The organism is Oceanobacillus sp. GQ8, assembly GCF_059758495.1.
On record NZ_JCAXEV010000004.1, the window covers coordinates 384,927 to 397,541 of the forward strand.

16 protein-coding genes are annotated in these 12,615 nt (G+C 39.2%); 2 read left to right on the forward strand and 14 right to left on the reverse strand.

The genetic code is table 11. The annotated features are described in order from the left end of the window. Window positions 1-168: 168 nt before the first annotated feature. A complete protein-coding gene (locus tag AC6CHS_RS14385; RefSeq protein WP_498237360.1) occupies window positions 169-1,668 on the forward strand; it encodes a DHA2 family efflux MFS transporter permease subunit in 1,500 nt (499 codons plus the stop codon). A 51-nt stretch (window positions 1,669-1,719) separates the two neighbouring features. Here AC6CHS_RS14385 and AC6CHS_RS14390 read toward each other — a convergent pair whose 3' ends face one another. The 3 genes from AC6CHS_RS14390 to AC6CHS_RS14400 are packed head-to-tail and all read right to left on the reverse strand — an operon-like array spanning window position 1,720 to window position 3,421. Next, complete coding sequence (locus AC6CHS_RS14390; protein ID WP_498237108.1) at window positions 1,720-2,019, reverse strand: hypothetical protein; 300 nt, start codon at window positions 2,017-2,019, stop codon at window positions 1,720-1,722. Between the two features lie 13 nt (window positions 2,020-2,032). After that, on the reverse strand, window positions 2,033-2,662 hold the full coding sequence (locus tag AC6CHS_RS14395; protein ID WP_498237110.1) for a YgaN family protein: 630 nt from the start codon (window positions 2,660-2,662) through the stop codon (window positions 2,033-2,035). Window positions 2,663-2,671: 9 nt separating this feature from the next. Beyond that, window positions 2,672-3,421, reverse strand: coding sequence for a phosphorylase family protein (locus AC6CHS_RS14400; RefSeq protein ID WP_498237112.1), 750 nt, complete (start codon window positions 3,419-3,421; stop codon window positions 2,672-2,674). A 149-nt stretch (window positions 3,422-3,570) separates the two neighbouring features. On the opposite strand from AC6CHS_RS14400, the gene AC6CHS_RS14405 reads away from it, so the two are divergent. Then, window positions 3,571-4,023, forward strand: a complete 453-nt coding sequence (locus AC6CHS_RS14405) for an ASCH domain-containing protein (protein WP_498237114.1) — start codon at window positions 3,571-3,573, stop codon at window positions 4,021-4,023. A gap of 68 nt (window positions 4,024-4,091) precedes the next feature. Here AC6CHS_RS14405 and AC6CHS_RS14410 read toward each other — a convergent pair whose 3' ends face one another. The 11 genes from AC6CHS_RS14410 to AC6CHS_RS14460 all read right to left on the reverse strand — a co-directional run bounded on the left by AC6CHS_RS14410 (window position 4,092) and on the right by AC6CHS_RS14460 (window position 12,608). Continuing rightward, the gene (locus tag AC6CHS_RS14410) at window positions 4,092-5,468 is read right to left on the reverse strand and encodes an alkaline phosphatase (protein WP_498237116.1); all 1,377 of its coding nucleotides are present in this window, start codon (window positions 5,466-5,468) and stop codon (window positions 4,092-4,094) included. A 259-nt stretch (window positions 5,469-5,727) separates the two neighbouring features. Continuing rightward, window positions 5,728-6,675 carry a phosphotransferase gene (locus AC6CHS_RS14415; RefSeq protein ID WP_498237118.1) on the reverse strand — a complete coding sequence of 316 codons (948 nt, stop codon included), beginning with the start codon at window positions 6,673-6,675 and terminating at the stop codon, window positions 5,728-5,730. Continuing rightward, entirely contained in the window at window positions 6,672-7,091 is a 420-nt protein-coding gene (locus AC6CHS_RS14420; protein ID WP_498237120.1) for a GNAT family N-acetyltransferase, read from the reverse strand. The genes AC6CHS_RS14415 and AC6CHS_RS14420 overlap by 4 nt, the downstream gene beginning before the upstream one ends. A 110-nt stretch (window positions 7,092-7,201) precedes the next feature. Next, a complete protein-coding gene (gene tnpB / locus AC6CHS_RS14425; protein ID WP_498237121.1) occupies window positions 7,202-8,353 on the reverse strand; it encodes an IS200/IS605 family element RNA-guided endonuclease TnpB in 1,152 nt (383 codons plus the stop codon). Window positions 8,354-8,623: 270 nt separating this feature from the next. Beyond that, a complete protein-coding gene (locus tag AC6CHS_RS14430) occupies window positions 8,624-9,034 on the reverse strand; it encodes a DUF4181 domain-containing protein (RefSeq protein ID WP_498237123.1) in 411 nt (136 codons plus the stop codon). Between the two features lie 143 nt (window positions 9,035-9,177). Next, complete coding sequence (locus AC6CHS_RS14435) at window positions 9,178-9,582, reverse strand: NUDIX hydrolase (RefSeq protein WP_498237125.1); 405 nt, start codon at window positions 9,580-9,582, stop codon at window positions 9,178-9,180. Window positions 9,583-9,619: 37 nt separating this feature from the next. Then, window positions 9,620-10,345, reverse strand: a complete 726-nt coding sequence (locus AC6CHS_RS14440) for an alpha/beta fold hydrolase (protein WP_498237126.1) — start codon at window positions 10,343-10,345, stop codon at window positions 9,620-9,622. A gap of 24 nt (window positions 10,346-10,369) precedes the next feature. After that, the gene (locus AC6CHS_RS14445) at window positions 10,370-10,798 is read right to left on the reverse strand and encodes a VOC family protein (protein WP_498237128.1); all 429 of its coding nucleotides are present in this window, start codon (window positions 10,796-10,798) and stop codon (window positions 10,370-10,372) included. Further along, window positions 10,791-11,498, reverse strand: a complete 708-nt coding sequence (locus AC6CHS_RS14450) for an aspartate/glutamate racemase family protein (RefSeq protein ID WP_498237130.1) — start codon at window positions 11,496-11,498, stop codon at window positions 10,791-10,793. Before AC6CHS_RS14450 ends, AC6CHS_RS14445 begins: the two co-directional genes overlap by 8 nt. Window positions 11,499-11,682: 184 nt before the next feature. Continuing rightward, entirely contained in the window at window positions 11,683-12,087 is a 405-nt protein-coding gene (locus tag AC6CHS_RS14455; RefSeq protein ID WP_498237131.1) for a VOC family protein, read from the reverse strand. Continuing rightward, entirely contained in the window at window positions 12,084-12,608 is a 525-nt protein-coding gene (locus tag AC6CHS_RS14460) for a GNAT family N-acetyltransferase (protein ID WP_498237133.1), read from the reverse strand. Before AC6CHS_RS14460 ends, AC6CHS_RS14455 begins: the two co-directional genes overlap by 4 nt. Window positions 12,609-12,615: the final 7 nt, after the last annotated feature.

Genomic DNA, 12,615 nt, shown 5'->3' on the forward strand with positions numbered 1-12,615 from the left:
AACTTCTATTTCTTATCTTATTTACTTACATTATAGTGTTTTTGTAAAACATAATTTTTCTTATTGATTTATTTGTACTATCGGTATAAAATATATAAATATTATCTAAGAGGAAAGAAGGAATCATGATTGGAAATAAACAAACTCCATGATAAACCACCTTATGGGATGATTGCTATATTGTTCATTGGTGCTTTTGTGTCTATATTAAATGAGACATTGCTGAATGTTGCACTACCTTCTATTATGGAAGAGTTTGAGGTGAAAGCGACTGCTGTTCAATGGCTGTCTACTGGTTACATGCTGATTAACGGAATACTTATTCCAGCAAGTGCCTTTTTTATTCAGCGATTTACGAATAAAAGTTTATTTATCACAGCTATGACGCTTTTCACAATTGGAACATTGACTGCCAGTCTCGCACCATCTTTCGGTGTATTACTTGCTGCCCGAATGATCCAGGCTTCTGGCTCTGCTGTAATGATGCCATTATTAATGAATGTGATGCTTACAGCGTTTCCCGTTGAAAAACGAGGAGCTGCAATGGGAACGTTTGGCCTAGTTATGATCGTAGCGCCTGCTATTGGTCCAACTTTGTCCGGATGGGTCATCGAGCATTATAGCTGGAGAACTTTATTTGATATCGTTCTACCTTTTGCTATCTTTACGCTTTTATACAGTATTTTCAAACTAAAAAACATTACACCACAGCGGAATATCAAACTTGATATCCTGTCTATTATTCTATCAAGTCTAGGTTTTGGTGGATTACTTTACGGTTTCAGTACAGCGGGAGAAAATGGATGGAACGATCCTTTGGTTTATGGAACCATAGCTATCGGCGCTATTTCCGTAATCGGTCTAATTATCCGCCAATTAAACATGGATGATCCTATGCTCGAATTTCGGATTTTCAAATACCCTATGTTTGCATTATCTTCTACTATTTCTATTGTATTGGCGATCGCAATGTTTTCCGGCATGATTCTAATGCCAATATACATTCAAACCATCCGAGGCATCTCTCCGATGGATTCAGGTTTACTCATGCTTCCAGGTGCTATTTTAATGGGAATTATGTCGCCGATCACAGGTAGATTATTTGATAAATATGGAGCACGCTTATTAGCACTGATTGGATTAACAATTACCATTGCAACAACCTATTCTTTCAGCAGACTTAGTCTGGATACTAGTTACGGAACCATCATGTTAATCTATACTATTCGCATGTTCGGTATGTCCATGGTTATGATGCCGATTATGACAAATGGATTAAACCAGTTGCCGATGAAGGATAACCCACATGGAACTGCGATGAATAACACCTTGCAACAGGTTTCTGGTGCGATTGGCTCAGCCTTATTAATTACGGTGATGAATAATCGCACGGAAACAAAAGCAACAGAGTTAAGTGCAGCGATCGACCCTAGTGCTTTAGCCACTCAACAAGCTGCTGTTGAAGTTCAAGCTGATATATTAAATCAGTCCATGCTAAGTGGAATTAATTTCAGCTTCCTAGTATCAACATTTATTGCAATTTTAGCGTTTGTATTGGCATTCTTCATTAAGCGGGTGCATACTCCGACTACCAATCCAGAACAAAAAGAACCAGAAAAGGAAACAGAAGGGATATTAAATCAACCTGCTGTCGCTACAGAATCTTAAGACAGAACAAAACTCCCCTGAGCTAGCCTTACGGCCAACAGGGGAGTTTTTTTAACCACCTAGGCACTCCATTGGGAATGGTAATAGTATACACAATATTGACGCACCTAATAAAACAAACGTCATATTCTGTGGGAGCTTTTTCCGCCCCTTCCCTTGGTACCAACCCGAAAATTGAAATATGTTTCGATACAATACAAAAAGCGCTAAATAGATACCTATTGCACCTATCCACTTATAAGTCTCAATTCCCTCATAAGCACTGTAAATAGAATTTAATACTTCCCATGTAAATCCTCCAAGCAGTAAAAAAATAAAGATAATCCTTAATAATTCTAGTATTACTCGCATTAACGCTCGCTCCTTATTCTGGACATCCTTCGTCTCCAATATGACAGTCCATTAAGGTGGCGGTTAAAATAAAGACATGTTCATAGGACGTTGCCTTTTTTAAGTCTTCATCTGTTTCGATGTTGACCGGAGTACTGATGGTTTCTTGATTACTATTAACCACGGAACCAATAACAGCTTCCTTATTCATCTCTAAACTTGTTCCTCCTAAACTCCCTGCCATACCAGACATATCTTCCATATTCGGCAGACCCTCATCTATAGTAGAACTCGCCATTCCATTCTCTGTCATAGCCGCAGCAATCCATTTTTCTTGGCCATTAGAGGAAGTGTTCAAAAATACGAACCTCGCCTCTGGCTCTTCTTCTACATCTACGGCAGTGGCAAGGTTCACAATCGTATCCACGAGCTCACCTTCTTGGAAATAATCTACTTTTAGACGGACCTCTTTTGCATCTTCATTTAAAATTTCGACATCATAAACAAAGAAGTTTTCACTAACCAAATCGGTTAGACTGCGTTCGTAATCTGTAAGTTCACCTTCTTCAATATGCGCATCCTTGTTTTCTTCCTGACTTGAGCAGGCAGCAATCAAACTAAGCAGGCTTAATAAAATCATTACCTTTATTTTTTTTCGTAACATTCCTCCCCCCTACTTTCCTAAACTACTAAGATATAAAGCTATTTCTCTAATTCTCTGGTCGGTTCTCTCTTCAATTTGCTCATAATCGGCTATACGCGAATACAAGGTATCTCCTTGTACCAAATGGTCAGAAAGATTAAGTAAACCAACAGCACGTCGATTGTATTTACTGGCAACCGCAAAAGTCGTGGCTGTCTCCATGTCCACCCCAATAAACCCTCGATTTGACCAATCCTCCACTAGCTCTTTTGTCTCCATTAACATAGCACTTGTGGTATATATATTGCCAGTTACATAGCTATAGTTCATTTCTTCGCAATAGGCAATCGCTTCATTAACCAGCATGGGATCGGCATATACCATATCTTGTTCAGATAAATACCACCTAGAAACTCCATCCTCCATATAAGCACCTGTTACGATAAAGATGTCGCCATAGGATGCTTGTTTTGAAAGCCCTCCGAAATAGCCTGTTTGGATCATTATTTCTGTACCAAGCATAGCAAAACGATGCGCAATCATGGCAGCTTGAGGACCTCCGAACACATTTGCAAATCCTATTCTAGTTTGATTGTAGTTTCCTGTAATGGCATTCCATGTAGGGATCCATTGGTCTTCTGCTAATAACTCTTTCCAAATTCCAATGTTCCATGCATGCTCCCATTCCCCGTGTAAAATAAAGGATGCGGGAATATTTTCTTCATTAATATGTAAAGCTTTCATCCAGTCTGCTTTCGTCATTTCTCCATATAAGGTCATATGTATATACTCCTAACTGCTGCCTTTTTATTATTATTCGCTATTCTATTCATAATTTCCTTTTTTTATAAAATTAAGTATTGTATGCTTAGTTACAAACGTAAAAACTTGCAGACTACTTAACAAGCATCTTTTTAGGAGGAAGAAACATGAATACAGCTGCACAATCATATTGGGATAATTTTTGGGAATTGAAAAACCAAGTAAAACCCGAGTCCTATGAAGCTTGGCAATTTGGAGCAGATCCGGATTATTTAGCGCAACTGGTTATAGATGGCGTAAAAACAGCAACTTGCTCGGGATTAATTTTCTATGAAATGGAGAACGAGCCTTTGCCAGTTGTTGAGGATTATAGTGTGATATTGAATTCAAAAGGTGAGCCAATGGCGATTATAAAAACTGTAAAGGTTGATATTATGCCAATGAATGAGGTTCCAGAGGAATTTGCTATTGCTGAAGGTGAAGGAGACCGAACGTACCAGTACTGGAAGGATGCACACGTAAAATTCTTTACAGATGAATTGCGGCAAATGGGAATGGAGTTCAAAGAAGACATGCTGTTAGTTTGTGAACGATTTGAATTAGTAGATGTTAAAAGGTAAAAAATGCTTGGGGAGATTAAACCCCAAGCATTTTTTCTTCCAGAACGCTTATCCAATCTGAATCAACCTTAATTATCCAGACTTACACCAAGGGATTCTGCTATGAATTTAGGTAGATCAGTATTGTCATGAAACCCTGTGAAATCCTCTGATCCTGGCCCATATACGTACAGTGGAATATCTACAGATGTGTGATTACTACTTGTCCAACCAATATTTGCTTTGTTACTAGTAAGTTCATTTACCTTAGCAGCAGGGTCCTCTGCCTCTTGTATTTGTTGGATTTCAGTTGAATTCCATTCCAAATCGGTATAAGTTTCCAACACTTCTTGAACATTGGTACGTCCTTCGTTCAATTCAGAGGCCATATGTTCACCTGTTGCATTTACGTTTTTTAAGATTTCTGGCGACGCGTTAGACGGCGCCCCATCTATACCTGTAGTCATTCCACCTGTTTCATGGTCACCACCAATTACGACGAGTGTTTCTCCGTCTTCCTCAGCAAATGCTAATGCAGCTTTTACTGCTGCCTCAAATGCTTCTACTTCACTCATTGCCCAGCCAGCATCATTAGCGTGACCTGCCCAGTCAATTTGACTCCCTTCTACCATTAGAAAAAATCCATCTTCATCCTGCTCCAGGATTTCAACAGCAGATTCTGTCATTTCCGCTAAACTTGGTTGCACTTTCTTATCACGTGCCAATTCGTCTGGTAACGCGCCACCTGCGAATAGACCTAATAATTTATCATCCTTATTTAAAGCTATGTCATGTTGATTCATTAATTCCTGCCGGGTCTCAACTACCTTATAACCTCTTTCTTTTGCTGCTTCTAACATATTCATATCTTCCTGATTACCGCCCATCGATTCAGGTAGAAAATTATTCATTCCTCCGCCAAGCATGACATCCACTTCATTTGCAATCAGTTGTCTGGCGATTTCTGTTTCATTGTTACGGCTCTCTACATGTGAAGCAAATGCTGCTGGCGTAGCATGCGTAATGGCTGAAGTTGATACTAACCCTGTTGCCATATCTTGTTCTTGTGAAGCTTCCAATATGGTTTCCAGTTCTTCTCCTTCAGGATTAAGACCAATCATTCCATTGTTCGTTTTTATCCCGGTAGCCATCGCTGTACCGGCTGCAGCTGAATCTGTAATACTGGAATTAGCAGAGTATGTGGTGTACATGCCTTTTAAATGCTCATCCCATGCAGCGTCTTCCCCTTTATAAAGGCGATAATTCTTAGCATAGTCGGCATTAAAGCCATCAGGTATCATATAAATCACATTTTCTACATCCTGTTTTCCGTTCCGAGCTTCCAACCAATCAGGCTTTCCTTTACCTGCCCATTCCGGCTTCCCCGCTTCTACTGTAGGAACAGACCCCATACCGGAAAAAATAAGACCAGCACTCAATGCGACAACTCCAACCTTCTTAAACATACCATCTCTCCTCTCAAATTTAACTCAGTACAAGCATAACGGAGAGATTTTAAAAGAGAATAAATAGAAGGTAAATCCCCAGTGAATTTTTTTAGTAGAAATGGTTCCCTGGCAATGTGCCTAGCTGTCTGCCTTCGACTCCTACTCTATACTCCTAAACATTTCTACTTTATATTTTAGTAGCTCAATAAGCATGCTAGAATTTCCCTATGATAGAGATAAAGAGGAATACAGTTACAATAACAGCATACCAATTTCATTATCTAGCAATTTCTTCTAGTGTATACGCCGAGAGACCTTTCAAGGTTTGGGCCAGGCTCTCGAATAGGGATCGCTGTTCAGGCCTATCCCAGTCCTCCGGAACCTCTGCCATCAGCCACATAACTTCATCAAGAAATACATGTTCAAGCGCGGCATTCCAATAGGTTTTTTCCATTTCCGTTAATTCCGTAAACTCTGAATACCCTTTCATAAAAGGAGTCCACTGATTAAGTGTAAAAAGTTTATCAGGAGCACTATCCATTTCGTTGTGAAAAAGAAACAGCACCAATGCTAAATCAAAAATTCTCGGTATCCACGTGGCATTATCTGGATCAATTAAGTAAGGCGATGGTGTATATACTAAGTTATTTGCTTTATAATCATGTGGGGTCATGACTTTTGGTAAATCAATTTCTTTTAGTTCCTCTTGCTGTGCAACAGCTTGACTAAGCTTCCTTTCGAGTAAAGGGAGATTTATGTCCACATTATGTTGACCAACATGTTCGCTAATCTGCTTCATACTTTCATCTACTTCATCCACATTAAAATCATAGACATTATATACACTTAGTTGATAGTCATTCTCTTTCGGTGAGAGTGCGTGTATTTTTCCAAATAGTTTACCAGCCTCATAGATTTCGTTGTCTTTACCAGTATATACATCGCCCTCAATAAACGGATAAGCTACATAAACCTCATCCTCTATCTGTTGTGGATTGTGCGTTGTTAAATCAATCGGAGTCACAACACGCACATCGTTTTCCTTAAGAAAGCGTATATATTCCATAACCCTTTCCGCTTTTTCTAAAGGGCGCTGTGTTTTCTTAATAATGAGGTCAGCCTGCCCTTCAGGGGATATTCGATACACTGGGGAAAAAGCATATATACTCTTTGGTTCTTCACTTGCACTAAATCCAAACCGTTTTAAAATATCCTTACCATTCATGGATTCCCTCTCCTACTCCTTGTTCGATATTCCATCAACCAGCAATCTCTGTATTCACCTTCGTGATACTCATGACCGGGCAGTTGTTTTATCTTTTTAAAACCACATTTTTCATAGCAGCGGATAGCGCGATAATTTGTGACGTGGGGATCCAGGACGACGACATCTACCTGCTTTTCCTGTTGCAGATAATCAAGCGTCGACTGAACAAGCTTGGTTCCAATTCCCTTTCCCCAGTAACTAGGTTCACCTATAAATTGATCCATTCCATATGTAACTTCTTCGTCATATCCTGTAAGGTCGCTCGTTCTCTCCGTAATTTCATAAAATTGGATGTAACCAATAGCTACTTCCTCATATACTACGATACACTTACTTACTTCAGGTTCATTCTGGTAAAAATCCTCTCTCACCATACGAAGATCATATGGTTTATCCCTGCCCTCTTGAATGAACCCCACTTAACAGACGTTTGAAGTGGGGGATTCCTAAGAACACCTTCGCAACCGAAAGTTATGTTATTAGGCTATCCCTGCGCTCCCGCAGTTAGAAGTCGTAACGCCTCGTTTTTAAGATTCAAGCTTGCGTTCTTATCCCGGTCATGATGTGCGCCGCAATGGGGACAAACCCATTGGCGCAACCCGAGATTTTTAACGGCTTTATTTTGATAGCCACAATCTGGTGTGGAACAAAGCTGGCTGGACGGGAAATTCCTGGCAACGATAATCACTTGCTTTCCATACCAGGCCGCTTTGTATTCCAGCATCTGTCGAAACTGTGACCAGCTCACTTCGCTAATGGCCTTTGCTAATTTGTTGTTTTTCAGCATGTTGGGCACCTGTAAGTCTTCGATACCGATAATGTCGTGGTTTTTGACAATAGCAGTAGAAATTTTATGCAGGTAATCCTGCCGTGCATTGCTGATACGCTCATGGAGACGCGCTACTTTACGCTTTTGCTTTTGATAGTTCTTGGCGTCCTGTAAGGGTCGTTTTTGCTTTATCGCCAGTTCTTTACGCCGGGATAGAATACGCTGTTCTTTTGCCAACCGGGACACTAATGTACGAAAATGTTTCGGATTCTTATATACTGTTCCATCCGAAAGCACGGCAAAATCTTTGAGTCCGACGTCAATTCCAACAGCAGAACCTGTTTTGGCTAACGTTTTTACTTCTGTTTCAACTAAAACCGAAACAAAATATTTGCCGCTTGGATTTCTTCTTATCGTAACGCTCAGGATACGTCCCTCAATTTCCCGGCTCTTGGCAAATCTGACAAGACCTAATTTTGGCAATTTTAGTTTGTTCCCCACAACCGCAATATTATGATTGGTATACTTCGTCGTATAAGACTGAACAGGGTTTTTCTTTGACTTAAACCGTGGCGCTTTATTTTGCTTTTTAAAAAATCGGTTATAAGAATCAGCCAAGTGTTTAAGCGCTGACTGCATGGCTATGCTATCCACTTCTTTGAGCCATGCCAGTTGCTTTTTGAGTTGTGTAAGCTGGGCGGAACAAGCCTTGTATGTCAAGCCTTTTCCCGTCTTCGTGTAAGCTTCATTCCATTGATTCAGAAAATGATTGAACACAAAACGGGAGCAACCAATCGTCTTCGCAATGAAGACTTCTTGTGGTGCATTTGGATAGATTCGGAACTTATAGGCTTTGTGAATAGACATATTTATCACAACTTTCTTATGTGAATATTACATCTATTATATCAGAAAAACACGCACAAATGTTCGTTATTTGTATTTAATACATGAAAACCAGACAATTCATCTCCACCCTAGCTAAGCTTGAGGATGGAGTCTTCTTGTCCAAAACCGATAAAATTCCAGTACTTCTGGATTAGATAACCATTTTACAAGCTACACCTCATCTTTTCTCTCAATAGCTCGCACAAAAAGCTTATCTGCTTATACACCATGACCCACCTGTATTCTTTATTAGATATTAAATAATCCAAACCCATTTGTTAGTAGCAAAAGGAATATGAATAGCACAGTGTACGCAAGTTCAATAAGGGTTATATAATGAAACTTTCTACTTTTTATATACTTCCATTCCATAAATGCTTTTACCGATTCTTGTATCACCGCTAAACCCAATATCGTATAAATGGTTTCCTTCAACTCACCTTGATAAGTAAAGTAGATAATAATAACAACTGAAACAATCCTGATACTCCAATCAAGTTTTTGATGTGTTTTATTAACATGGTTATAGGAGAAAAATTTCTTTTTTATATGAAAAAATCTATTCAGGTATTTTCTCAACAGTAGTTCAAGAACAAACACTATGATTAATAACAGGAAGACCTTTAATATGAACTCTCCGTAATTAAAATCACTGTACACTTTTAGCCCCCTTATAGAAGAATACCGGAAGAACGATACTCCATGATCGTTCTACTTATTTTTCTTCTTGCGACCTAAACCTAGAGCTGCTACAATTACTAAACCTTTTTACAGATGCTGTGAGCATTTATTTACTTAAATGCCTAACGCATTAGCCTAAGTAAAAATTCTCTATCCTCCGGAAAGGATATTTCTAAAGACTCTAACTCTTTTCTGGATTTCCAAGCAATTTCATGGATAAGATGGTCTGGGTCCTGAATAGTTGGAGTCCCACCAATGATTTTCACAGCATAGTAATGTACTTCCACCTGAATTGGAATTTCCTCTATTTCCGCTTGTTTTACCATCAATTCTTCAACTATTTCAGCCAAGTAACCTGTTTCTTCCCAAACCTCTCTTAAGCAACAAGAAACGAAGGTCTCGCCATCCTCTTTACCACCTGTAGGAACAGACCAGGTTTTCTTTTCATCTTCCTTGCCTTGCAAGACCATAAGCAATTCGTTGTTTTCGTTTAGACATACTCCTGCAGCACCCTCCCACAACTCCATTTTTATTTTCCCCTTTCAAAATCACATAGTAGGAATCCTATCCCAATACTTCTGCCTTTAAATTATTTAAAAACAACGCAAGGATAGAACTATATAATTCGGGCTGCTCTAAATGTACATTATGACCAGCAAAGGGAATAACCGAAACGTGGATCTTATCATTCATCGCTGGATATACCTCAATACTTTTTGTTTCCAACTCCCTTTCTTCACCTACTAAAAACAATGTTGGCATTTCTAAGTCAGAAAGGTCACCGGTCAATTCAAATGGATACCAATCACTGTGTTCCGTTGAATGTAGCAAGGTACGCCAATCCCCATTATGTATTTCATCAAAGTAGGCGATTGCTTCTTCACTTTTTATTATCCCTGCTACTTGCTTATTATCTTCCTCAATGATCTCTTCCCAATTAGCAGGTTTTCTTGGTAAAATGCCAGATAATGCGAGACCCTTTACGTATTTGGGATATTGCTTAGCAAAGGCTAATGCTATAAGCCCACCCATTGAGCACCCTGCAAAATGTGCGGAGAAAATGTTGTCGTGATCCATTGTTTCTTTAAGGTCCTCTACTGAATCTAGGATAATGTTCAAATATTCATCTGTAACCAACTTCCCGTGGCCTCGTAAGTCTGGTTGTATGACTTGATAATCTTTTTGAAAAAACTCCTTTTGTGCTTGAAAATCCACGCTTCCTGTTTGTAGTCCCGTGTGAAGAAAGAAAAGGACTTCTCCGGTTCCATTAACCTCTCTATGTAATAACATGTTAAATCCTCCAATTTAATTATTTTATAAATCTACCGCATTAACTGTATATTTCTCTTTGAAATCTGGGCTTAGTTCGCTCCAATTATCAAACTTGTTTCCGCTTGGATCATAGAAGATGAAGTTTTTACCCGCATGTCCCCGATCCTCAATAGGACCAATTTTTATGCCGCTTTCATTAAACTGCTGATGCAAGCTTTCCAGTGCAGCCAGCCCATCCACTTCAAATGTCAAAGTGAAATGAACGTTTCCATCACTATCCTCAAAATTGGCCGTTGTCTTTTCTGAAGCCTTTACAAAGAAAAAGCTCTGGTTCGCAAAATTTATAATCGCTTTTTTCTCATCTTGATACATGATATCTGCACCAAGATTGCTTTTATACCATTTAGCGGATTCTTCTACATGATGAACAGGTATATACGTTGTTCCTACTCGCCAAATAGTGTTATCCACGACCTACACCCACCTCTAATGATTTTTCCACAGCTTTTATTGCATGAATGTGTGTTGTATCAAACACAGGGACTGGGGCATCCTCTGCTTTTATCAAAAGACCGATTTCTGTACAGCCTAATACAATGCCTTCCGCTCCTTGCTCTACCATATCCGCAATAACCGATTTATAATACTCTCTCGAGTTTGACTTTATCTTTCCATGACATAATTCATTGAAAATAATCGTATTGACCTCTTCACGTGCTGCCTTTTTAGGGACAATTACCTCTATCCCATTGTCTTCAACTCTTTGTTTATAAAAATCCTGTTCCATCGTATAAGAGGTACCTAATAAGCCTACCTTTTTGATCTTGGCATTTTGAATAGCTAAGGCAGTGGCATCCGCAATGTGAAGGACCGGGATCTTAACACGAGATTCAATTTGTTTCACCACTTTATGCATAGTGTTCGTACATATTAAAATAAAATCAGCTCCGGCCAGTTCAAGAGAAGATGCACAATCAGCTAAAATCCCGCCTGCTCTCTCCCATTCACCAGTCTTTTGACAATGCTCAATTTCTTCGAAGTCCACACTATTCAGGATGATTTTGGCAGAATGAAGCCCACCAAGTCGTTTATTTATTTCTTCATTTATGATCCGGTAGTATTCAGCTGAGGATTCCCAGCTCATTCCCCCAATTAAGCCAATTGTTTTCATTAATTATTCTCCTTTATCTTTACGATTTAATTTGTTATTAAAAAGAGCAAAATAAGGATTACCCATAGTACGTACTCCGTCACCCATAACACCAAATGCAGTAATATCCATTCCAATGAGATGTGCTAGAATGAAAGCTGTTGCTGCTAATAGGATATATGGTATTTATTCATGGATGTATTTTCTATATCCCTTTCGTGTTCATAAACACGACTCTCCAACCATCTGGATCTTCTATGGTTACTCCCTTCTCTTTCCAGTAACCATTTACAGGCGCTACTTCGCTGTATCCCATATCTTTAAGTCGTTTTGTAATCCTATTAATCTCTGTTTTTTCTGGAATATAGAATACTAGTAGGTTGTCCTTCGTGGGAGCCGGACATGGACTTCCACTAGTATGTGTCGTGAATTCCAAATGGTAGGCAGCCCCTGGCAAGCCCAATATCACTCCAGTGTATCCTTCATGCCCTGTAAACTCCGTAAGTCTCTTCAGCCCTATTCCGTGCTCATAAAACTCAATTACCTGTTTAAAATGATCAGTAGGACGGGCAATTCGAACTTGCGTAGCATTAAATGTATTAAAGTTCATCTTATCCCTCGCTTATGTAAATTTTCTAGATTGTTCCAACCATATACTTCTTCTTGCACCTTTTTACCCGCAATCCTTATGGTAAGACTATCAATCTTTTGCGCACCCATAGCATGATAAAACTGGACAGCAGGATTCTCTTTAAGTACAAGTACTAACATCGAATTTATCTGAAGCGTTTTTAAGTATTCCACTATCCTATTCAGTAGTTTTTTCCCTATGGCCATGCCTTGAAATTCTTTTAGAATATATATAGCATACAATTCACCTTGAAAGTCGTTATATCCTTGCGACTTTTTATGTCCACCTGTAGCAAAGCCAATTATCTCTTCTTTGGTGTTAACTGCTACAAAAATGGTGTCTGTTTTAAAATTTTCATTCCAGAGGTTCGTTCGATTTCCATAATCAAGACGGTTTAAAAATTCCTGAGGGAGAATTCCATCATAAGTAGTTCGCCATGCATCAACATGCACTTTGGCAATCCCTGCTGCGTCACCGGGCTTCGCGATTCTAATACGCACAAATTCA